The sequence below is a fragment of the endosymbiont of Ridgeia piscesae genome (assembly GCF_001443665.1).
Lineage (GTDB): Bacteria > Pseudomonadota > Gammaproteobacteria > Chromatiales > Chromatiaceae > Endoriftia > Endoriftia persephonae.
Window position 1 is genome coordinate 101197 of record NZ_KQ557119.1, and the last position, 23751, is coordinate 124947.

Genomic DNA, 23751 nt, shown 5'->3' on the forward strand with positions numbered 1-23751 from the left:
ATGATAGACGAACACGCCTTTCTGACGTCGCTGTTCAAGGCGATTGACAATCACAAACTGACTCTGCCGACCCTGCCCGAAGTGGCGTTGCGGGTACGCGACTCGGTCGAGCGCGAGGAGAGCACGGCCAAGTCAATCGCCGATATCGTCGCCACCGATGCGGCCCTCTCCGCACGTCTGCTGCAAGTCGCCAACAGCCCACTCTACCGTGGCCGGGTAGCGATCGACAATCTGCAGATGGCAGTGGCGCGACTCGGCACGCGCATGGTACGCAGTCTGGTGGTCAGCCTGATCATGCAGCAGATCTTTCAGCCCACCAGCGAGCAGCTCGACCAGCGCTTTCGCCAGGCCTGGGAGGAGAGTGTTCAGGTGGCGGCCCTGTCCCGGGTGCTCACCTCCAACCTCAAGCACCTAGACCGGGAGCAGGCGATGCTCGCCGGCCTGATCCACAATATCGGTACCCTGCCGATCCTCACCATGGCTGAGCACGACGCGAAGCTGATCGACGACCGGGAAGAGCTAGAGCGGTTAATCGAACTGATCAGCGCACCCATTGGGCAGCGTATCCTGCAGTCCTGGGGCTTCCCCGAGTCACTGATCAAGGTGCCGGGCAGCTATCAGGATCTCAGCTATGATGGCGGCGAGCTGGCCAACTATGTCGATGTGGTCCAGGTAGCCCGCTTGCAGACTCTGCAGGGCAGCGACCACCCACTCGCGAAGCTCGACTGGAGCAGGATCCCCTCCTTCGCCAAAGTTGGCATCGACCCCGAGGTCAGCGTAATCGAGATCGAGGGCGTGGCAAAGGATGTGGCCGAGGTCGAGGTGATCTTTCTCGGATGAGGCTGCACGGATCCGATCAGCATGATTGAGGTAGAGAACCTTAGCAAGCACTATGCCGGCGTGCGTGCTGTGGACGGCATCAGTTTCTCTATCCCCCAAGGCATCTGTTTTGGGCTGCTTGGCCCAAACGGGGCAGGCAAAACCACCACCGTGGAGATGCTTGAGGGGATCAAAAAACCTAGCTCCGGCAGCATCCGCTATCGCGGCGAACCCTTGGGTGAGCGGTTCCGCAGCGAAGCCGGCATCATGTTCCAGCACACCGCGCTGCAGGAGTATATCCGGGTCGATGAAGTACTGCGGCTATTCAGTCGCTTCTATGAAAAAACCCGGCCGCTGCACGAATTGATCGAGATCTGCGCCCTGCAGGAATTTCTCGATCGCGACACCCACAAGCTCTCCGGCGGACAGAAACAGCGTCTGTTACTCGCCATCGCCCTGATCAACAATCCCCAGGTGGTGTTCCTCGACGAACCAACCACCGGCCTCGATCCGCAATCCCGGCGTAATCTGTGGCAGCAGGTGGAACGCATCAAGGCGGAGAACAAGACCCTGGTGCTGACCACCCACTACATGGAAGAGGCCTATGAACTGTGTGATGAGATCGTGATCATGGATCACGGCAAAATCATCAGTCAGGGCTCGCCGCGGGCACTGCTCGATCACCACTACGACAATACCATTCTGACCCTGCCCCTCGACGCGCTGCCCGCCGATTTTCCCCTGCAGAACGGTGAGACGCGTCACCCGGTCGGGGATCGTCTGGAGATCCTCTCACAGGATCCTGACCGCACCATCCGGCGTCTGGTCGAATCGAGCATCTCACTCAGACAACTGCAGGTCCGCTCCCCCACCCTGGAGGATCTGTTTCTCGAACTGACTGGCCACCACCTCAGGTCCTGACATGTCGCCACGCCGCTTGTTTGCCATCTTTGTCGCCCGCAACAATGAGTTTCTGCGCGATCGCACCGCCATGGCCTGGAACATCCTGCTGCCGGTCTTCATCGTGATCGGCTTTGCCTTTGCCTTCACCAGCGGCGACCAGCACCTCTTCAAGGTCGGGGTATTTGGTGATGACAGCGGGGAGCCGGCGCTTGAGCGTTTTCTGCAGACCCGCCACATCCAGTTCATTGCGCTGCAATCCCTGGAGCCCGCGATCAGCAAGGTCGATCGCCATCAACTCGACATGCTGCTCGACCTGCAGGACGCGCAATACTGGATCAACAGCAACTCCGCCAACGGCTATGTGCTCGAACGGCTGTTGGGCGACAGCCCGCTGCAGCGCCAGGCGGTGAGCGGTGAGGAGATCCGCTACGTCGACTGGGTGGTGCCCGGGGTGCTGGGCATGAATGTGATGTTCAGCTCATTGTTCGGGATCGGCTTCGTGATCGTGCGCTACCGCAAGAACGGGGTGCTGAAGCGGCTCCACGCCACTCCCCTAACCGCCTTCGAGTTCCTCACTGCCCAAGTCGCCTCGCGCCTGCTGATGATCCTGCTGGTCACCTCGCTGGTCTACACCGGCACCAATCTGCTGGTGGGCTTCAGAATGCACGGCGCCTACTGGCTGCTGTTTCTGATCCTCACCGCCGGCACCCTGAGCATGATCAGCGTCGGACTGCTGGTGGCCGCCCGCTTCAGCAGTGAGGAGGCGGCAAACGGCATCCTCAATCTGATCAGCTGGCCGATGATGTTGCTCTCCGGGGTCTGGTTTTCGCTCGAGGGTTCCGACCCGCTGGTGCAGCAGTTCGCGCTGCTACTGCCGCTGACCCACATGCTGGATGCAGCCCGCGCAGTGATGATCGACGGCGCCGGCTTTCAGGATGTGTTGACAGAGATTGTCACTCTGTTCGGCTTCAGTGCGCTGTTTCTCGCCATCGGGGCGCGCAGCTTTCGTTGGGAGTAACACCCGACAGATGCCCCTCCAACCTCCCCCCACACAAAATATGCGGGCGCAAAAAAACCGGGGACAGTAGCCTGTCCCCGGTTTTTTATTGCGATTCCACCGGGGCTGAACCCCGGATCAGATCACCATCTGCCTACTTGTTGCGCTCCTGCACTTCCTTGATAACCGCCTCTGCCACGTTGGCAGGGCACGGCGCGTAGTGGGAGAACTCCATGGAGAACTGGCCACGACCAGAGGTCATGGTACGCAGATCACCAATGTAGCCGAACATCTCACTCAACGGTGCATCGGCCTTGACGCGCACGCCGGTGGCACCGGCCTCTTGGGACTTGATCATGCCACGGCGACGATTCAGATCGCCGATCACATCACCTACGTGGTCATCGGGGGTGAACACATCAACCTTCATGATCGGCTCCAGCAGCTGCGGCCCCGCCTTCGGGATCGACTGACGATAGGCCGCCTTGGCGGCAATCTCGTAGGCAACCGCCGATGAGTCCACGGCGTGGAAGCCACCGTCCATCAAGGTGATCTTGACATCGAGCAGTGGAAAACCAGCCAGGGTGCCCGACTCCATGCTCAGCGCAAAGCCCTTCTCTACCGCCGGCCAGAATTCACGGGGTACGTTACCACCGGTCACCTTGGATTCGAACTCGAAGCCGCTGTTCTGCTCGCCCGGCTCGATAACATAGTCGATCTTGGCGAACTGACCCGAACCACCAGTCTGCTTTTTGTGGGTGTAGCTATCTTCGATGCGCTTGGTGATGGTCTCGCGGTAGGCCACCTGGGGCTTGCCGACGTTGACCTCGACACCGTGGGTACGCTTGAGGATGTCGACCTTGATGTCGAGATGCAGCTCGCCCATGCCCTTGATGATGGTCTCGCCAGACTCTTCGTCGGTCTCGACACGGAACGAGGGATCCTCCTGGATCATCTTGGAGATCGCGATACCCATCTTCTCGGCAGCGCCCTTGTCCTTGGGTGCGATGGCAATGGAGATCACGGGATCGGGGAATACCATCGGCTCCAGGGTAGCGGGCTTCTTCGGGTCACACAGGGTGTGGCCAGTCTGGGTATTTTTCAGACCGATCAGGGCGACGATGTCACCGGCCCGGGCGGAGTCGAGCTCTTCACGGGAGTCGGCATGCATCTCCACGATGCGACCGATACGCTCGGTCTTGCCGGTGAAGGTGTTCAGCACAGTGTCGCCTTTGTTCAGCACACCGGAGTAGATACGGGTGAAGGTCAAGGCACCGAAGCGGTCGTCCATGATCTTGAAGGCCAGGGCGCGCAGCGGCCTACTTTCATCAACAACGGCGAACTCTCCGGTCTCGTTACCTTCCAGGTCCACCTCGGGCTGGGGCTTGACCTCGGTCGGATTGGGCAGGTAATCAACGACGGCATTCAGCACCAACTGCACGCCCTTGTTCTTGAACGCGGAACCACAGTAGGTGGGGAAGAAGTCGAGTGCGATGGTGCCCTTGCGGATGCAGGCATGGATGGTATCGAGGTCAGGCTCTTCGCCCTCCAGATATTTCTCCATCGCATCGTCGTCCTGCTCGACGGCCTTTTCGATCAACTTCTCACGCCACTCTTCGACAGCGTCGGTCATATCGGCAGGCACGTCCTGGATCTCGTACTTCTCGGGATCCCCAGAGTCATCCCAGACCCAAGCCTTGCGGGTCAGCAGATCGACCACGCCGATAAAGTTCTCTTCGACACCAATCGGCAGCACCATCACCAGCGGGTTGGCGGCCAGCACCTTCTCGACCTGATCGACTACCCGGTAGAAGTCGGCGCCGAGGCGATCCAGCTTGTTGACGAAGATGATGCGCGCCACTTCGGACTCATTGGCGTAGCGCCAGTTGGTCTCGGACTGGGGCTCAACACCACCGGAACCGCAGAACACGCCCACACCGCCATCGAGCACCTTCAGGGAACGGTAGACTTCGATGGTGAAGTCCACATGTCCGGGGGTGTCGATGATGTTCATGCGGTGGCCGTTCCACTCACAGGAGGTAGCAGCCGACTGGATGGTGATACCGCGCTCGCGCTCCTGGTCCATGAAGTCGGTGGTGGCTTCGCCCTCATGCACCTCGCCGGTCTTATGGATCTTGCCGGTGAGCTTGAGAATTCGCTCGGTGGTGGTGGTCTTGCCCGCATCCACGTGGGCAAAGATGCCGATGTTCCGGTATTTAGTAAGGTCTGTCATTTCTGCTCTCTAGTTAAACCCAAATAAAGTTGCTGGAGACCACCCTCGAGCGTTACTCAGCGGGATCCAACGCTTCCTTCCGTAACGACCAGGAAACAGTCTATGGCAGGCAACTGCGGCCAGCATCCGGCATCACCGCCGAAAACCCCATAAGTAGCTGTTTCTTAACAACTTTTGTAGGAAGTCATTTTATCAAGCCGCATACTATACCATACCCACTTGTTTTCTCGTATCTTTATTGGGAAATTGCTGTAAGGCGACTGAAACGCAGGGAAAACGCCCCCTCCTGTTGCTGAAAAGCGGCGATTTGGATCGATTTCGAGAGGCCATCTCTCCACCCCTACACATACCCCTGCCACAAGAGACAATCCCCATGCAACCATTCTCTCTCGCCCCCGACATCATCTACCTTAATCACGCCGCTGTTGCCCCCTGGCCACAGAGCACTGTCGATGCGGTGGTGCGCTTTGCCCAGGAGAATGGCACCCTTGGCGCCACCAACTACCCCGCATGGCAGCAGGAGGAACTGGCTCTCAAGTCACTGCTAGCACGCCTGATCAACGCGGCGGATGACTCAGAGATTGCGCTGCTAAAAAACACCTCCGAGGCACTCTCGATCATCGCCTACGGACTCCCCTGGAAACCAGGGGAGAACATCGTCAGCATCGCCCAGGAGTTCCCATCCAACCGCATCGTTTGGGAGTCGCTCGCCTCCCAGGGGGTCGAACTACGGCTGGTCGATCTGCAGCACTCGAGCGGGGAGCCAGAAGAAGCCATCGCCGAGGCAATCGACCAAAACACACGGCTGCTATCGGTCAGCTCGGTTCAGTATGCCTCCGGTCTGCGCCTCGACCTGGGTCGACTCGGTAAGACCTGCCGCAAGGTGGGGATACTATTTTGCGTCGATGCGATCCAGAGCCTGGGGGCTGTTCCCTTCGATGTGCAGGCGTGCCAGGCCGACTTTGTGGTGGCGGATGGCCACAAGTGGATGCTCGGCCCGGAAGGCGTGGCGCTTTTCTATGTACGGCCTGAGGTGCGCGATCATCTCCGCCTACAGCAGTTTGGCTGGCACATGGTGGAGGCGATGATGGATTTCGATCGACACGACTGGAGACCCGCTCCGGACGCCCGGCGCTTCGAGTGCGGCAGCCCCAACATGCTCGGCATCCACACCCTGGCGGCGAGCCTGCGGCTGCTGCTGAAGACCGGCATCGAGCAGGTGGCGATCCGCATCAGGCATAATATGGATTTCGCCCTGCAGCAGGTGTCTGAATACGGATTTGAGAGCCTGACACCTGCTGCAGCGGACCGCCGCGCCGGGATTCTCTCTTTCCGCATCCCCGGTCATGACAATCAGCAGATCCAGCAGGCTTTGATGCAACAACAGGTGATCTGCGCCTATCGTGGCGGCGGGATTCGCTTCTCTCCACATTTTTACAATACAGCCAATGAGATAGGAGACGCTTTTAACGTCATCGGGCAGATCACCAAAGCTATCCGCTAAAGCACGCCACAGCGGGTCCATTAATATCCACTTATTTAATGATTTGCATCAAAAAAAAAAGGAACCCGGTTTATCTATATTTGTTGTTGTAGTCCGCTTCTTCCCATTGGAAAAGCAAAGAAGCCTCAAGTAGCAATTGACCTTATTTTTCCAGGGAACCGCAGACCGTTTGTACCCTCGATCGTGACAATGGAGTAAGCAAGATGAAACGAACCCTGCAACTTGTAGCCGCAGCAGCACTGGCTGGTTCCGCAATGATGGCATCCACTTCTGCCTCTGCCTTCTGGGGACCTTTCGACTGGTTTGATGATGGTTATGGGCCTTGGGGCGGAGGGCCTTGGGGCGGCTATCCTTACTATGGTGGTTATCCCTACTACGGCGGCTATCCCTACTACGGTGGTTATCCTTATGGCGGCGGCTATCCAGGCTGGGGTGGTTACACCCCCTACTACGGCTATCCCTATGCGGCTCCCGCAGCACCGGCGGCACCGGCGGCACCGGCGGCACCGGCACAACCAGCAGCAAAGGCTAAATGAGCCGACTACATCCGACTCCACAACAGAGCCCCGCCCAGTGCGGGGCTTTTGTTTCCCAACCCGCCACTGCTAAGCTGCCGTTTTGCAGCCAACACTAGTACAAGATGCAGGATAAACAGATCTCACTGGCCCACGGAAACGGCGGGCGTTTCATGCGCGAACTCATCGAAGAGATCTTTGCGCGCCACCTGGCCAATCCTGAACTCGACGTGCATGCTGATGCAGTGGCCTTGCCGTTGGAACGGGACGGCGATCTGCTCTTCACCACCGATGGCTTTACCGTGCAGCCACTGGAGTTTCCGGGCGGCAATATCGGCTCACTGGCGGTACACGGCACCTGCAACGATCTGGCAGTGGCCGGTGCCCTGCCCCGCTATCTCAGCCTCAACGCCTTTATCGAGGAGGGCTTCGAGATCGAACAGCTGGAGCGGATTGTCAGGAGCATCGCCGCGGCGGCCAACGCCATCGATGTGCGAATTGCCGCCGGCGATACCAAAGTGGTGCGCCGTGGCGAGGGTGGCGGCATCTACCTCGCCACCACCGGTGTCGGGCTACGCCCGGCCGGAGTGCGGCCCGCACTGGACAGAATCCAGGCCGGAGATCGGGTGCTGGTCAGCGGTCCGGTGGGGGATCATGGCATCGCGGTGATGCTGGCGCGGGAGCAGTTCGGCCTGCACGGTGATCTCAGATCAGATGCCGGCAGTGTGCTGCGGCTAACCCAGTCGCTGCTCGATCTGCCGGGGCTACACTTTATGCGCGACCCGACCCGCGGCGGTCTGGCCACCGTCGCCCATGAGATCTGCCGCGCTACCGGCCTGCAGGTGCGGTTGAATGACAGCGCCATCCCGGTCAGGGATCAGGTACGCTCGGTGTGCGAGATCCTCGGCTACGATCCCCACTACCTGGCCTGCGAGGGCCGGGTGGTAGCGATTGTTTCACCTGATCAAGCTGAGACTGCGTTGGAACGCTGGCGGGGTTTTGATGAGGGGTGCGATGCAGCACTCATCGGCACCCTCCTGGCCGAGGATGCCCATGTCATCCTGCAGACGGAACTGGGGGGTGCGCGCATCCTCGAGGAGCTGGAAGACGACCCCCTGCCACGCATCTGCTGATGACTCAGCAGATACGTGGCAGTCGGATCACCTCAGACTCCAGCCTTCGGTCAGTCCTCCCATGCGGGCAATCGCCTGAGCCGCTCCAGTTCCGAGCTTTTCAGCAAAACGATCCCAGATATCCTCTTCCGGAGTGAAATCGACGATATCCTCGGCACCGATCACCTCCCGTGCGACGTAACTGCTGCTGCCGAAGGCGTCCACCAGCCCAATCTTCAGCCCCTCCTCGCCACTCCAGAAGAGCCCGGAAAAGAGCTCAGGATATTCATCCACTTTAAGGCGCTCACCTCGACCCTGCTTCACCGTCTCGATGAATTGGGCATGCAGTTGATCCAACATGCGCTGGATATGTTCCCGCTCATAGTCGTTCACCGGTGAGAAGGGATCGAGGATCCCCTTATGTTCGCCGGCGGTCATCAGACGGCGTTCGATGCCCAGCTCCTGCATGACATCGACAAAGCCGAAACCGTTCATCAGCACACCAATCGAGCCGACAATGCTACCCTCATCGGCATAGATCTCATCCGCCGCCGCCGCGATGTAGTAACCACCTGAGGCACACATATCGACGATCACCGCATAGAGCGGGATATCGGGATATTTTTCCCGCAGCCGGGTGATCTCCTGATTGATGTAGCGCGACTGCACCGGACTGCCGCCGGGTGTATTGAGGCGCAGGATCACCCCCTTGGTGTTTTTATCCTCGAAGGCATTGCGCAGGCCAGTCACCACCTTGTCGGCGCTCGCCTTGGTGTCAGGGGCGATGATGCCGTTGACCTCCACCAGCGCGGTGTGTTTTTCGCTGCCGGCCATCTTCACGTCGATATCATCCGACCACCAGATCGTCAGCAACAGGAATAGATAGAGGAAGGTAAGGGACTTGAAAAAGATACCCCAACGACGGGCGCGACGGCCCTCGTTGAGGGAGGTCATCACCACCTTGTTGAGCAACTCCCGCTCCCACCTGGAGGGGTCGCCCTGCTTAGGCTGTGGGTTTTCGTGACTCTGATCCGACATAAACTACTCCTCTTATCCTTTTGATAATCTTCAATTACGTCTATCAGGCAATATCCGCAGAAAAGCTTTCGAGCCACTGTGGGATCTCGCTAACCCGGTCAACACAACCCAACGGATTGTGCTGTCGCAGACGCTCCACACTGTGCACCCCATAGCTCACAGCAAGGGATTTAGTGCCCGCATTGTTGGCCATCTGCAGGTCATATTCGGTGTCGCCAATCATCAGCGACTCTTTGGGCAGGACCCCGAGTTCATCGAGAATCTGCTCCAGCATCTCAGGGTGAGGCTTGGAGAACGCCTCATCGGCACACCGGGTGGTATGGAAATAGCTGCCCAATCCGCTGCTCTCCAGCACCATATCAAGGCCTTGCCGACCCTTGCCGGTGGCCACCGCCAGCAGATAATCCTCAGCAGCCAAACGCTCGACCACCTCCCGTGCCCCTTCAAACAGCTCTGACGGGGTAGAATTTTCGCCCAAGAAGTGGACCCGGTAGCGGGTGACAATGTCGTGATGCAGTTGATCGTCTGCACCAGGGAAGAGCATATCAATCGCCTCCCGCAGACCCAGCCCAATGATATTGCGGATCGCCTCATCGCCAGGAGAGGTCAGCCCAAGGTCATCCACCGCAGCCCGCACACAGTTCACAATACGGGCCTCTGAGTCCATCAAAGTCCCATCCCAATCAAATATTAACAGCTTAAACTTCATCTTATTTATCAAGTTCATTTAAAACAGCTTCAAGCACATCTGGTAGCGGTGCCTTGAACTCCTGGTCACGCTTTTCGCCCGGCCAGCGGAATTTTATCGAATGGGCGTGCAGAAACAGCCGCTTCAGTCCCAGTTGGCGCAACTGACGGTTGGCGATCTCATCCCCGTAACGCGTGTCGCCCAGGATCGGTGACCCCAACCAGGCACTGTGAACGCGAATCTGGTGGGTACGCCCGGTCACCAATTCTGCCTCAACCAGGGTGGCCTGCTTAAACCGCCGAACCCGTGTAAAACGGGTCAGCGAGGGCTTGCCAGCCGCATCGACTATTACTACACGCTCACCGCCCTTGAGGGTATTCTTCAGCAAGGGGGCATCAACCTCCTGTCTACCCTTGCGCCAACTTCCGGCCAACAGAGCCAGATAGCGTTTGTCGACAAGATTTTTCTGCATCAGTTCATGCAGGGATCGCAAGGCACTGCGACGTTTGCTCAGCAGCAGACAACCCGAGGTATCTCGGTCGAGGCGATGCACCAGCTCAAGCGAGCGCTCCTCGGGACGCAGCGCCCGCAACGCCTCAATTACCCCGAAGCTGAGACCGCTCCCGCCATGCACAGCCATGCCGGCCGGTTTATTGATCACCATGATGCGCTCATCCTCAAACAGGATCGACCGCTCCAGACGCTCCCGCTGTTCTCGCGAGAACCTGGGAGGGGCGGGCGAAGCTGCCAGCCGTACCGGTGGAATACGCACCTGGTCACCCAGTTTTAGGCGGTAGTCGGCCTTCACCCGACCACGATTGACCCGCACCTCCCCCTTGCGGAGGATGCGATAGATATAGCTGCGTGGTGCACCTTTGAGCTCTCTCAGCAGAAAATTATCGATTCGCTGCCCCTCGCTGCCCTGTTCCACCGAGACCATCCGTACCGTCGGGGTTTTCTTTTGTCTATCTGGCATTTAGCTTCTGCTTTTGTTCCACGGTGATTGATGCCCTCGCCGAAGATTGTTATATTTCCAGGTGATTTTTTTGACGCTGGTGAATGCGAGGCACTCTCCAGCGTCAGCACGGCAAGAAACTTCATCCCCCCAGCCTCCGCAATTTTGGAGTGAGGGAACGATTTCAAAGCCGCGCCGGAAGGCCTTAACGAGCCGGTACCTCAGCCTCTGCTTGCACTGTTCAGAGGCCCGTACCGCCCTCAGCCGTTTCCGCCGTGGGATCGACCGAAAAGAATTGAGGTGCCGTCTGACCCGGCCACCCTCCCCTGCAACTTCAGTGCTGCGCCACGTCGGGAAAGCGCCGGAAATCCGCATGATTGCGGCCGTAGCGCCCCGGGACGCAAACGCGCCCATTCCGTGGCGAGCCTTTTCCGAGCAGGGGACTGGCCCCCAGACGGCGAACTTTAACAGTTTTTCAACTGTCCGAGCTAGCATGAAATCAGCTAGCTGATCGGGAGCCTGTGCCGTGAAATTTGGCCTGCTCTTAATCCAGACAATGCGCAACCGGCCCCGAGATTTATTGGATGAGGCCGCCGCATGGCCGAGGCTCTGCTGCTTTCCAGCTCGGACAGTTGATAATGGACACAACACAACATGAAAAGAATGCTGATCAACGCAACTCAGCCAGAAGAGTTGCGCGTTGCGACTGTCGATGGACAGAAGCTCTTCAATCTCGACATCGAGATTCCCGGCCGGGAACAGAAAAAAGCCAACATCTACAAAGGGAAGATCACCCGAGTCGAACCCAGTCTGGAGGCTGCGTTTGTCGAATATGGTGCTGAGCGCCACGGCTTCCTGCCGCTGAAGGAGATATCCCGCAGCTACTTCACTGAAGCAGCCCGCCAATCCAGCGGACGCGTCAACATCCAGGAGGCGATAAAAGAGGGCCAGGAGGTCGTCGTCCAGGTGGAGAAGGAGGAGCGCGGGAACAAAGGCGCCGCACTGACCACCTTCATCTCACTGGCCGGCCGTTATCTGGTATTGATGCCTAACAACCCCCGCGCCGGCGGCGTCTCCCGCCGCATCGAAGGCCAGGACCGGGCCGAGCTCCGCGAGGCGATGAGCACGCTCGAGATCCCTGACAGCATGGGTCTGATCGTACGCACTGCCGGCATCGGCAAGAACGCCGAGGAGTTGCAATGGGATCTGGACTACCTGATCCAGCTCTGGCAGGCGATTGAAAAGTCGGCCACGGCCAAACCCGGCCCTTTCCTGATCTACCAGGAGAGCAACATCATCATCCGCTCGATCCGCGACTACCTGCGCGCGGATATCGGCGAGATTGTCATCGACGACGCAGAGGTTCACGCCCAAGCTCAGCGCTTCATCAGCCAGGTAATGCCGCAGTACAGCAGTAAGCTGCGTCTCTACGAGGACGAAGTACCGCTGTTCAGCCGCTATCAGATCGAGAGCCAGATTGAATCCGCCTTCGAGCGGCAGGTGCACCTGCCTTCCGGCGGCGCCATCGTGATCGACCCCACCGAGGCACTGACCTCGGTCGACATCAACTCGGCCCGCGCCACCAGGGGTGCCGATATCGAAGAGACCGCACTCAACACCAATCTTGAGGCGGCGGATGAGATCGCCCGTCAGCTGCGCCTGCGGGATCTTGGCGGCCTGTTTGTCATCGACTTCATCGACATGACCCCCACACGCAACCAGCGTGAGGTGGAAAACCGCCTCAAGGAGGCCCTCAAGCAGGACCGTGCGCGGGTTCAGATCGGGCGCATCTCCCGCTTCGGCCTATTAGAGATGTCACGCCAGCGGCTGAGCCCCTCGCTTGGTGAAGCCAGCGCTCAGGTCTGCCCACGCTGCAGCGGGCACGGCACCATCCGCAGCGTGGAGTCGCTGGCCCTGTCGATCCTGCGCATCATCGAAGAAGAGACGATGAAGGAGAATACCGGCAAGATCATCGCCCAGTTGCCGGTGGATGTGGCCACCTTCCTACTGAACGAAAAACGTCAGCCGATCCACGATATAGAAAAACGTCAAGGGATCGCTGTGGTGCTGATCCCCAATCCCAACCTGGAAACCCCCCACTTCAATATCGAACGGGTCCGACAGGCTGATCTTGCAGAGGAGCAAGAGACCGAAGCGAGCTATCGCCTGGTCGAAACCCACGAGAAGGAGATACCCAGCTTCGCCCGCTCCGAACAGAAAAAGAGCGAACGGCCTGCGGTAAAGGCGATCGCCCCCAGAGCGCCCGCCCCCACCCCACAGCGCCAAGAGCCCCCCCCACCAACGACCGAAGAGAGTGGTTTCCTGAAAAAAATCTTCACCAGCATCTTCTCCCCCAAGAGCGGGTCAGCCGAGCCCGTCGAGAGCAGCAAACCGGAGAAGAGTGAAGAGGAGAAGCGTGAGCCCCGCAGCAGGGGCCAACGCAATGGGCGTTCCCGTGGAGGACGCAAGCGCTCAACCAGCGGTGAGCAGCGTCAAGGTGGACGCGACAGCAATAGAAAACCAGCTGGAAGCAGTGAGGCCGGCCAGCGACCCCAGGCTGAGCCAAAGAGCCAAGAGTCCCGCACAGCGGAGCAGAAGCAGCGGCCGAACGAGCCAGCCAAGGCAGATGAAGAGAAGAGCGCTCCCAAGCCCAAGGGCGCACGCCGTGGCCGACGCGGTGGTCGTCGGCGCCGTTCCTCAGGCGAACGGCAACAGCCGCAGAGCCAGAGTGATGCCAAACAGGGGCAGCAATCAGAAAGCGCCCCCCCCAAAACAAACGCTCCAGACAGCACTGCCACAACTGATAGCAGCGCAGCAGCGGTTAGCAAAGAGACGACCGCCTCCAGCGGCGACAAAGGACAGGGCCGTCAACGCAGTCAGCGCCGTCCGGCTCCCCAGAAAAAAGTCAGCGATTCAACGAAGCAGACAACTGCACCGACTCCCGGTCAGGAGAAGGCTCCAGGGCCTGCCCAGAAGCCCGCTGAGAAGCCCGCTGAGAAGCCCGCTGAGAAGCCCGCTGAGAAGCCCGCTGAGAAGCCCGCTGAGAAGCCCGCTGAGAAGCCCGCTAAGAAGCGCGGTGATGAGAAACAAAAGGATGTAACAACCAAGCCAGAAAAAGCCCCAGACAAACCGCAAAAACCGGCAGCCAAAAAGCCACAGAAGCCAACTAAAGCGCCGCAAGCAGATAAGCCTGCTGTGGCAGAAAAGCCATCACCGGCCAACACATCTTCGGCTGAGGCCCCGCAGAAGAGCACTGCTGACCGGCCCAAGCCGCCGGTGCAGAAGAAGCCTCAAAAAGCGGCCTCTACAACGGCAGATAACGCCCCTGGCACGTCTGAAAAAGCAGCTACCAGTCGCTCGACCAAACCAGCGGCCAGTCAAAAAGCAGACACACCGACGATTGAAAAAGCAGCTGCCAGTCGTTCGACCAAACCGGCGGCCAGCGAAAAAGCAGACACGCCGACACCCGAAAAAGCCGCCACTCGGCAGACCGCCGCGGCACCCAAAACAAAACTTGCAGAGGCCGGCCCCAAACTGGTGCAGATAGAGACCAAAAAGCCAGCAACGCCCGATCAGAGCAAGGAAAAACCTGCCCCGAAAAAAGGCAGTGATGGTGAGTAACTAAGAAAAGACAATCCGGTCATCCCTGACCGGATTGTTGTTTGGAAACTCGAGGCGCTGTGTTACGCACAGCGATTCAGCTACTGGCAGCGAGTGCGGGGATCCTTTGCCGTACCGTCCAGCAGATGCTTCTCGCGAATCATCTGCAACAGCCCTTCAGACGCCGTCTCGATCAGATCGAAGACCCGCTCAAAACCAGCAGCCCCACCATAATAGGGGTCAGGCACCTCCTGCACCCCCACATGAGAGGCAAAATCCATCAGCAGATGAAGCTTTTCTTCCGATCCCCGGGGGCAGACTGAAGTCAGATCGTTATAATTTGAACGATCCATCGCGATCACATAGTCGAACTTCTCAAAGTCGCTGCTTGAAACCTGTCGCCCCCTAAGGTCGCTCAAATCAACACCACGCTGTTTGGCAATGCTGCGAGCACGGCGATCAGGTTGTTCCCCGGCATGGATACCGATGGTACCGGCAGAGTCCGTCTGGATATTTTCCGAGAGCCCCTCCTTCTCAACCAGAGAGCGAAAGACACCCTGCGCGGTGGGTGATCGGCAGATATTGCCCATGCAAACAAACAACACCCGAACCGGCTCACTCTGGTTCATCTGTATCTGGCCCCTGTAGTAATTCAGCGCTCGAATATCCATATTAATATTTCTTCTGTTCTTTGATCAGCATCCCGAACGAATCGCTGAAGCAATTCACCCAGCTCCCAACATTCCTGTCCTTGTCAGCCGGATCCCGGCCGATCAACCAAGGCCATGTTGGCAAAGATTAAACAACGATGCTAGCGCAGGAGAGGGTCAATCAGCGAAATTCGCCCTTCTATCATGATCGCTGAGCGGCACCCGGAGCCGGCACTAACCTAAGACGAAAAACCAACCTCTTACAGCCACACTGGTAATTCGATCAATGCCTCGATAAGCGCAACTATTTCTATATTTTTCATGCAAGTATCGTTTCTGTTCGGCGTATCAATCCGCATCAGAAACGGACCTGCCTAGACTAAACCCAAGCGCAGATCCCATCTAACAGATAACTGTCTGCGCACCCTGCCTGAAATCGGACATTATGCCCTAAAGATAAAAATTCCTGATTAAGCAACACCGGTTTTTCTTCAAGGTGTGAATAAAATCACGATACAAAATTTTTTTATCTTGAGCTTGTTGACCGTCCCCGCGGAAAAGGAGAGTTTAGCCACAATTTCATTGAAGTAATTAGGAACAAAAGGCAACATGGACGCCATTTTTCGACCAAGCAACTGGCGCGATAGGCGCTATCGCTCCTGTCTCCTGTTACTTCCAGGCTTGGACAACAAAAACAAAAGACAGGCACAAATTCAGTTAATTCAGCGGGGAAATTGAAGCGATGTTTTATCCTAATCAGCGAGTGCTCTTATTGGGGGTGGCCGTCAGCGGGCTACTATCTGGCTGTGGCGGCGGGGGGGGGACAACCCCCGACACTACACCACCCACCATCAGCCGGAGCGGCGATGCTACCGTCATTTTAGAGGCGGGACCAACTGCCACCTACACTGACGCTGGCGCCACCGCTACCGATGACACGGACGGCAACATAACCGCCAACATCACTGTCAACAACCCGGTCGACCCCACCACTCCTGGTACCTACACGGTCACTTACAACGTGACAGACGCCGCCAGCAATGCCGCCACCCAGGTGACCCGCACCGTAACTGTGGTAGCAGCCGCAGCGCCGACCATTACCCTGGCCGGCGACAACGTCATCACCCTGGAGGCGAGCGCCACACCCTTCACCGACCCAGGCGCCTCTGCCAACGACAGCTTCGATGGTGACATCAGTGGCAGCGTCGACATCAGTGGCAGCGTCGACACCTCCACCGTCGGCTCCTACACCCTGACCTACAGTGTCACCGATGCTGCAGGCAATGCCGCCACCCAGGTGACCCGCACAGTCAACGTCACCGCCGACCTGACTCCGCCGACCATCACCGTCAACGCACCTAACCCACACACCTGGGAGACCGGCCCCTACGAGTACATCGATCCAGGTGTGACCGCCATCGATGCTCTGGATGGCGACATCACCAACAATGTGGACACAAGCAGCACATACGACACCAGCACCCCCGGCAGCTACACCCTCACCTACAATGTCAGCGATTCCTCCGGTAACGCCGCAATACCCGTCACCCGTACACTCAATGTGATTGCCGCGACCCCACCCAGCATCACCCTGCTCGGGGATGCCACGGTGACACGAGAGGCCGGCAGCGTCGCCTATACGGATGCCGGCGCCACTGCCAGCGACAACATCGACGGCGACATCACCGCCAACATCGTTATCAATAACCCGGTTGATGCCACCACCGCCGGTAGCTACACCGTCACCTATGACGTAACAGACACCTCTGGAAATGCCGCCGCCCAGGTAACTCGCACGGTCACCATTCAGGCCGCCGCCGCACCAGTGATCACCCTCAGCGGTGAGGCTGAGGTCACCCTGGAGGCAGGCCCGACGCCCTACAGCGACCCTGGCGCCACCGCCAACGACAACATCGACGGTGATCTTACTGCCTCGATCCAGACCAGCGGCAGTGTCGACGCCACCACCCCAGGCACTTACACTCTGACCTACGATGTAACGGATGCCGCAGGCAATGCCGCCACACAGGTGACCCGCCAGGTGACCGTGCTAGCCTCAACCCCGCCGACCATTACCCTGACGGGCGATAATCCACAAACCATCGAGGGCAGCGCTGCCGCCACCTACACCGACCCCGGCTTCAGCGCTAACGACAATGTGGACGGAGACATCAGCGCAAGGGTCGTGACCAGCGGCTCGGTGGACCCAACGGCTGTCGGCAACTACACCCTGACCTACAACGTCTCCGATACCGCAGGCAACGCCGCCACCACGGTCACCCGCACCGTCAACGTCGTCGATACCACCGCACCGGTGATCAGCCTCAGAGGGGACGACCCCATCTATGTGGCGGTTGGCGAAAACTATACGGAACCTGGTGCTGAGGGCGTCGATGCGATGGATGGCGCGGGCTTCGACACCGCGCTCGACGCCACTGATCCCAAAGACATTACCAAAACCAACGATGTCGACACCAACGTGATGGGCCAGTACACCCGCGTCTATACCGCTACCGATGCGGCGGGCAATGTCGCCACCCTGAACCGACAGGTGATCGTCGGCCCGGCGGTAACCATGACTGCGGGCAAGAAACAGTTGAACTTCGACTGGCCCCTGCCCGCCAACACCACCCTCTATGCCAACCACGACCACTACCGGCTGCTGTTCGACCGGGATGGTAGCGGCACCTTCAGCGCGGCGGATGCGGCCTCCAGATCCATCGCCGGCACCAGCCACAGCGTCGATACCAGCGCTCATCTGTTCAACTGGAACGATGCCCTCTACCGGGTCGAATCCTGCGACGCGGCTGAGAACAACTGCCTCGGCTCGCCGCTCGGCAGGTTCAGGGGAGAGAACGAGCTCTTCAACGCCGGCTATTCGGTCGACATCATCAGCTACTTCAAGGCCAGCGACACTACAGCCGGGGCACAGTTCGGCAACAGCACCACGGTGAGTGAAGATGGCACCACCATGGCGGTAGGAGCGCCGGATCAGGCTAGTGGCGCTGTCTACATCTTCGTCAGAGACACCAGCGTCACCCCGCCGGTCTGGTCACAGCAAGGCCGGGTCAGCGCAGGAGGGGCTGGCGACAAGTTCGGCTTCTCCATCGCCCTGAGCAGCGACGGCAGCACCCTGGCCGTGGGCGCACAATTGGAAGACAGCAGTGTCGGCGGTATCGACCCCACCGCCAACGATAGCGCCGCCAACGATAGCGCCGCCGACGCCGGCGCCGCCTATGTCTTCACTCGCACCGGTAGCAGTTGGTCGCAACAGGCCTACATCAAGGCCGCCACACCCAGCGCCGGGGATCAGTTCGGCATCGCCGTCAGCCTCAGCAACGACGGCAACACCCTGGCCGTGGGTGCCGATCAGGAGGACAGCAGCGCCAGCAACTCCGGCGCCGCCTACCTCTTCACCCGCTCTGGCACCACTTGGTCACAACAGACCAAGCTGAAGGCCGGCACACCGACAGCGAACGATGGCTTCGGCTTCTCCGTCGCCGTCAGCGGCGACGGCAGCACCCTCGCGGTCGGCGCCGGCGCTCCTGTGGATGCAAGCTCAACCGGCAAGGCCTATATCTTCACCCAGGCCTCCGGCTGGGCACAGCAGGCCGAGCTCTTCTCTGACAACGCCGACGCGCAAGACCACTTCGGCCACGCCGTTGCCCTGAGCGATGATGGCAACACCCTTGCCGTAGGTGCGACTGGAGAGGACAGCAACTCCTCCGGGGTCAACTCTGCGGCAGACAATGCCCTGGAAACCCATGAGAGTGCGGGCGCAGCCTATATCTTCACCCGCAGCGGCAGCACTTGGCTCCAATCGGCCTACATCAAGGCGAGCAACCCAGACAATCTAGACTACTTTGGCCAGTCTGTATCCCTGAGCGGTGATGGGGCCATCCTCGCAGTTGGCGCAGACCATGAGAACGGAAAATATGCCGGGGTCGGGCGTCTGGAAGATGATGGTGGGCCGGATGCTGGCGCCGTCTACATCTTCACCAACAGTACTGGAGCCTGGAGCCAAACCAACTATGTCAAGGCCTCCAACCCAGGTCCCCGCGATCCTGTGAACGATCCGGCCCCGGATGACACTATCGGCGACCACTTCGGCTACTCCGTAGCCTTGAGCGGGGATGGCAACACCCTCGTGGTCGGCGCCAAGGATGAGGACAGCGGCACCACCGGGGTCGATTCGACCCCCGATGAAACTGCCGCCACCTCCGGTGCTGCCTATGTCTATTAAAGGGAGCTGAGCCAACTTCGGGTCATCAAACGCCCGAAACAGAAACGGCCTCTTCGGAGGCCGTCAGCTTGATCACAAACCCCGGTATTTTTACCGGGGTTTGTTTTTGAGAGGGATGCAGAAATCAGGCTGGCTGATTCCGCTGCTGCACAGGCACAAGACAACCGAATAGCCCAAACGGAAGGCGAGACCTCCGATGGCGCAGCCTGGACGTTAAGAGACTGGGCAGTGGCGCCATGACTCCCATCGCACGATAGCCACAAAGTCTTCTTTCACACATCTGACTTCGTGCTTGCCCGAGTGCACTCTTCCAGGGTGCCGGCAATGAAAGGAACAGAGTATCCAGACGTGCGTCGTCGAAACCTTCGCCGAGGCACGTGGAATTCCATGAGGCTTGAGATCTCGCGGACAATATTCGAATCCCTCCCCCTCTGCCAACTCACAAAAAAACCGGCTCTCTGAAACCAGTTCTTTTGGCGATAAAAGCGGCATGGTTAAGCGATTTGACTCCGACCTATTCAACCCTCAAATCGATAGTAGTTCCCTCCTAGCTCTATTGTTGCTCACCAGTTGAACTCTCCGTAAAAACCGTGGTCACTAAAACCGTTTGATTCTTTAGGGAATCTGTCAATCAATAACAAACGGGAGCTTTACGGATGATTCGAGTTGAAGCTTTGAGCCGCGTCTACGGTGATTTTACGGCGGTGGATAGGGTCTCTTTCGAGATCGGCCAGGGCGAGATCGTCGGCCTGCTGGGCCACAACGGCGCCGGCAAGACCACCATCATGAAGATGCTCACCGGCTACCTGGAACCCAGCGCCGGAACCATTGAGATCGACGGTCACGACATTGCCCAAACGCGCGAGGCGGTGCAGGCCCGCATCGGTTACCTACCGGAGAATGACCCCGTCTACCCCGAGATGACGGTAATCGACTACCTTGACTACGCCGCCTCTCTGCATGGGGTCGCCGAAGCCGAGCGTAATGCGCGTATCCGCGAGGCCATCGAGCGCACCGACCTGACTGCCAAGGCGACCGATCCTATCGCCAATCTTTCCCGGGGCTACCGGCAACGGGTGGGAGTCGCCCAGGCGATCCTCCATCTGCCACGGCTACTGATCCTCGACGAACCCACCAACGGCCTCGACCCAACCCAAGTGCAGCAGATGCGCAGCCTGATCCGCGCCCTGGCGGAGCATGCAACGGTGATCCTCTCTACCCATGTGTTGCAGGAGGTACAGGCGATCTGCGACCGGGTGATCATCATCCGCAACGGCCAGATCGCCCTGGACGCCAGCATGAATGAACTGCGTGCCGGCAAGCGGCTGCTGGTGGCGTTGGACGCCGCTCCAGAGCAGGCCCTACCCCTATTGCAGGGGGTGGACGGGGTGGCCGCGGTGGAGGCCTTGGAGGGGCAGGAAAGCGGCTATGGCTACGCCCTCAATCTAGCCACCGGTGGTGAGTTGTTCGAGACCGCCCCCCAGGTGGCCAGCCGGGTAGCGGAGCAGGGGATGAAACTCTACAGCCTGCAACCCGAGCGCCGCGACCTAGAGACGGTCTTCGGCGAGATCTCAGCACAGTAGGAGGGGCACCATGAATTCCATTATCCGTATCGCACGCAAGGAGTTCGCTGGTTTTTTCTCCTCGCCCATCGCCTTCATCTTCCTCGGCGCCTTCCTGGCGGTGAGTCTGTTCATCTTCTTCTGGGTGGAGACCTTCTTCGCCCGTAATATCGCCGACGTGCGGCCCCTGTTCGACTGGATGCCGTTGCTGCTGATCTTCCTGGTGGCGGCCATCACCATGCGGATGTGGTCGGAGGAGCGCCGCGCCGGCACCCTGGAGTTTCTACTTACCGCGCCGGTGGCCGATTACCAACTGGTGCTGGGCAAGTTTCTTGCCTGCCTGGGGCTGGTGGGGGTGGCGCTGCTGCTGACCCTGCCCCTGCCGGTGACGGTCAGCCTGATGGGACCGCTGGACTGGGGGCCGGTGATCGGCGGCTACCTCGCCTCCCTCTTTCTGGCGGCGGCCTACGTGGCCATTGGGCTCTTCATCAGCGCCCGCTCCGCCAACCAGATCGTCAGCCTTATCCTCACTGCGGCAGTCTGCGGCTTCTTCTATCTGCTCGGTTCCGACGCCCTCACCGGACTGTTCGGCAATCAGGCTTCGGAGTGGCTCAAACTGCTCGGCTCCGGCTCCCGCTTCGCCTCCATCACCCGGGGGGTGATCGACCTGCGGGATCTTTACTACTACCTGAGCCTGGTGGGGGTCTTCCTCGCCCTCAACGTCTTCAGCTTGGAGTGGCTGCGCTGGTCCGGTAACCGGGGCAACCCCAACCACCGCCGCTGGGGCTGGCTGACCGGCCTGCTGGCGGCCAACTTCCTGGCCGCCAACTTCTGGCTGGCGCCGGTCTCGACAGTGCGCGCCGATCTGACCGATGGCCAGCTCTATTCGATCTCCGACGCTACCCGCAGCTATCTAGCCCAGTTGCAAGAGCCACTGCTGATCCGCGGCTACTTCAGCGCCCAGACCCACCCCCTGCTGGCGCCGCTGGTGCCGCGGCTGCGGGATCTGTTGGCAGAGTACGCGGTGGCCGGCGAGGGCCGGGTGCGGGTAGAGTTCATCGACCCCCTGGAGCACCCCGATCTGGAGCGGGAGGCCAACGAGAAGTACGACATTAAGCCGGTGCCTTTCCAGTTCGCCAGCAAGTATCAGGCCTCGGTGGTCAACTCCTACTTCAATATCCTGGTGCAGTATGGGGACCAGCACGAGGTGCTCGGCTTCCGCGATCTAATCGACGTGAAGGTGCAGAGCGAGACCGATCTGGATGTGGATCTGCGCAATCCGGAGTATGACCTAACCCAGGCGCTGAAGAAGGTGCTCTACGCCTACCAGGGCGGCGGCGATATCTTCGCCAGCCTGAACCAGCCGGTCGCCTTCAAGGGCTACATCTCCCCCGAAACGCAACTGCCCGAGTTGCTGAAACCGCTACGGAAAGGGCTCGATGAGTTGCTCGCCGACTGGCGGAAGCGCGCCGGGGAGAAGCTGAGCGTCGCCATCGAGGATCCGGAGGCCAACGGCGGCGCCCTGGCGAAACGACTGGAGGGCGACTATGGCTTCCGCCCGATGGTCGCCAGCCTGCTCGACACTCAGCCCTTCTGGTTCTACATGACCCTGGAGAGCGGTGAGCGGATCGTACAGATCCCACTGCCAGAGAAGTTCGACAAGGCGGGGCTGGAACGGGCCATGCAGGCGGGCATCAAGCGCTTCGCCAAGGGCTTCCAGAAGACCATCGCTCTGCACATCCCCAAGGCTGCCCCGGCCCTCGGCCAGTTTGGCATGGGCGGCGGCAAGCGTTTCGACTGGCTGCGCCAGACCCTTGCGGAGGAGCACAATCTGGCCGACGCAGATCTAAAAAACGGTCAGATCCCCGATCAGGCCGACCTGTTGCTGCTCGCCGCCCCCGACAAGCTGGATGAGAAGCAGCTGTTTGCCGTGGACCAGTTTCTGATGCGCGGCGGCACCCTGGTGGTGGCGACCTCACCCTTCGATATCGACACCAAAGGGGCGCTCTCCGCCAAGTCCCACAAATCGGGCCTGGACAAGTGGCTGGCCCACAACGGTATCGAACTGGAGCAGAAGATGGTGCTCGATCCGCAAAACACGGCCTTCCCGATCCCGGTCAACCGGCGCATCGGCGGCTTCCTGGTGCGGGAGACCCGGATGGTGGACTACCCCTACTTTGTCGATGTGCGGGGTGACGGCATCGACAGCGAAAGCGGCATCGCCAGCGGCGTCAACCAGGTGACCCTCACCTGGCCATCGCCGATCCAGCTCGACGGGCAAAAGAACCAGGGGCGCAGGGTGACCCGGCTGCTGCAGAGCTCCGGCCAGGCCTGGACCTCCGGCGACCTGGAGATCCAGCCCGACTTCCAGCGCAATGGCGAACTCGGCTTTCCCCAGGGGGGAACGACGGAACGCCAGTTGCTGGCGGTGGTGGTGGAGGGGAAATTCGACTCCTTCTTCAAGGGCAAGGCGTCGCCGCTGCTGAAGCAGGAGGAGAGCAAGGCCGGAGAGGATGATGCCAAAGAGGAGGATGCGGCAAAGGCCGACAAACCGGTGATTGGCCGGGTGATCGACCACTCTCCCGACTCGGCGCGGATCATCCTCTTCGCCTCCAACAGCTTCCTCACCGATACCATGCTGGACCTAGCCACCTCCGGCCTGGGCACCCGCTATCTCAAACCGGTGCAACTGGTGGAGAACGCCATCGACTGGGCACTGGAGGATCGCGGCCTGCTCGTCCTGCGTGGACGGGGCCACTTCTCCCGTACCCTCGACCCGATGGATCGGGATCAGCGGGTATTCTGGGAGTACCTCAACTACGGCCTGGCGCTGTTTGGGCTGCTGTTGGTTGGGCTGATTCGCCACCAGATCAAGCAGCGGTCACAAGGGCGTTATACGGCCTTGCTGAGTCAAATGAGTTAAGGGGAGGAG

15 protein-coding genes are annotated in these 23751 nt (G+C 59.6%); 10 read left to right on the forward strand and 5 right to left on the reverse strand.

Annotation, left to right across the window (positions count from 1 at the left end; translation table 11 throughout):
- Genes Ga0074115_RS04010 through Ga0074115_RS04020 form a run of 3 tightly spaced genes read left to right on the forward strand, consistent with a single transcriptional unit; the run spans window position 1 to window position 2740 of the window.
- Window positions 1-840 carry an HDOD domain-containing protein gene (locus tag Ga0074115_RS04010; RefSeq protein WP_060528234.1) on the forward strand — a complete coding sequence of 280 codons (840 nt, stop codon included), beginning with the start codon at window positions 1-3 and terminating at the stop codon, window positions 838-840.
- A gap of 21 nt (window positions 841-861) precedes the next feature.
- Window positions 862-1740: an ABC transporter ATP-binding protein gene (locus Ga0074115_RS04015; protein WP_057955164.1), complete on the forward strand. Its 879-nt coding sequence runs from the start codon at window positions 862-864 to the stop codon at window positions 1738-1740.
- Window position 1741: 1 nt separating this feature from the next.
- Complete coding sequence (locus tag Ga0074115_RS04020; RefSeq protein ID WP_057955165.1) at window positions 1742-2740, forward strand: ABC transporter permease; 999 nt, start codon at window positions 1742-1744, stop codon at window positions 2738-2740.
- A gap of 133 nt (window positions 2741-2873) precedes the next feature.
- Here Ga0074115_RS04020 and fusA read toward each other — a convergent pair whose 3' ends face one another.
- Window positions 2874-4952 carry an elongation factor G gene (gene fusA / locus Ga0074115_RS04025; protein ID WP_060528235.1) on the reverse strand — a complete coding sequence of 693 codons (2079 nt, stop codon included), beginning with the start codon at window positions 4950-4952 and terminating at the stop codon, window positions 2874-2876.
- 373 nt (window positions 4953-5325) lie between these two features.
- Here fusA and Ga0074115_RS04030 point away from each other — a divergent pair, with 373 nt between their 5' ends.
- The 3 genes from Ga0074115_RS04030 to hypE all read left to right on the forward strand — a co-directional run bounded on the left by Ga0074115_RS04030 (window position 5326) and on the right by hypE (window position 8104).
- Entirely contained in the window at window positions 5326-6456 is a 1131-nt protein-coding gene (locus tag Ga0074115_RS04030) for an aminotransferase class V-fold PLP-dependent enzyme (RefSeq protein WP_057955167.1), read from the forward strand.
- 203 nt (window positions 6457-6659) lie between these two features.
- A complete protein-coding gene (locus Ga0074115_RS04035) occupies window positions 6660-6992 on the forward strand; it encodes a hypothetical protein (RefSeq protein ID WP_057955168.1) in 333 nt (110 codons plus the stop codon).
- Between the two features lie 104 nt (window positions 6993-7096).
- The gene (hypE, locus tag Ga0074115_RS04040; protein WP_057955169.1) at window positions 7097-8104 is read left to right on the forward strand and encodes a hydrogenase expression/formation protein HypE; all 1008 of its coding nucleotides are present in this window, start codon (window positions 7097-7099) and stop codon (window positions 8102-8104) included.
- 27 nt (window positions 8105-8131) lie between these two features.
- Here the strand turns inward: hypE and sppA are convergent, their stop codons facing one another.
- From sppA to rluC, 3 genes are read right to left on the reverse strand one after another with little or no spacing between them, the layout of a single operon-like run.
- Entirely contained in the window at window positions 8132-9121 is a 990-nt protein-coding gene (gene sppA / locus Ga0074115_RS04045) for a signal peptide peptidase SppA (RefSeq protein ID WP_005965306.1), read from the reverse strand.
- Window positions 9122-9164: 43 nt separating this feature from the next.
- Entirely contained in the window at window positions 9165-9788 is a 624-nt protein-coding gene (locus Ga0074115_RS04050) for an HAD-IA family hydrolase (protein WP_232432894.1), read from the reverse strand.
- Window positions 9789-9831: 43 nt separating this feature from the next.
- Window positions 9832-10785, reverse strand: coding sequence for a 23S rRNA pseudouridine(955/2504/2580) synthase RluC (rluC, locus tag Ga0074115_RS04055; RefSeq protein ID WP_060528236.1), 954 nt, complete (start codon window positions 10783-10785; stop codon window positions 9832-9834).
- Between the two features lie 633 nt (window positions 10786-11418).
- Between rluC and rne the strand changes: the two genes are divergently transcribed.
- The gene (gene rne / locus Ga0074115_RS04060; RefSeq protein ID WP_232432895.1) at window positions 11419-14385 is read left to right on the forward strand and encodes a ribonuclease E; all 2967 of its coding nucleotides are present in this window, start codon (window positions 11419-11421) and stop codon (window positions 14383-14385) included.
- A gap of 80 nt (window positions 14386-14465) precedes the next feature.
- On the opposite strand, the gene Ga0074115_RS04065 is transcribed toward rne, so the two are convergent.
- Window positions 14466-14993, reverse strand: a complete 528-nt coding sequence (locus Ga0074115_RS04065) for a low molecular weight protein-tyrosine-phosphatase (RefSeq protein ID WP_057956477.1) — start codon at window positions 14991-14993, stop codon at window positions 14466-14468.
- 763 nt (window positions 14994-15756) lie between these two features.
- Between Ga0074115_RS04065 and Ga0074115_RS04070 the strand changes: the two genes are divergently transcribed.
- The 3 genes from Ga0074115_RS04070 (at window position 15757) to Ga0074115_RS04080 (ending at window position 23742) form a co-directional block, all read left to right on the forward strand.
- Entirely contained in the window at window positions 15757-19257 is a 3501-nt protein-coding gene (locus Ga0074115_RS04070) for an immunoglobulin-like domain-containing protein (RefSeq protein WP_057956468.1), read from the forward strand.
- Window positions 19258-19913: 656 nt separating this feature from the next.
- Entirely contained in the window at window positions 19914-20840 is a 927-nt protein-coding gene (locus tag Ga0074115_RS04075) for an ABC transporter ATP-binding protein (RefSeq protein WP_057956469.1), read from the forward strand.
- 10 nt (window positions 20841-20850) lie between these two features.
- Window positions 20851-23742: a Gldg family protein gene (locus Ga0074115_RS04080; RefSeq protein ID WP_057956470.1), complete on the forward strand. Its 2892-nt coding sequence runs from the start codon at window positions 20851-20853 to the stop codon at window positions 23740-23742.
- Window positions 23743-23751 lie beyond the last annotated feature (9 nt).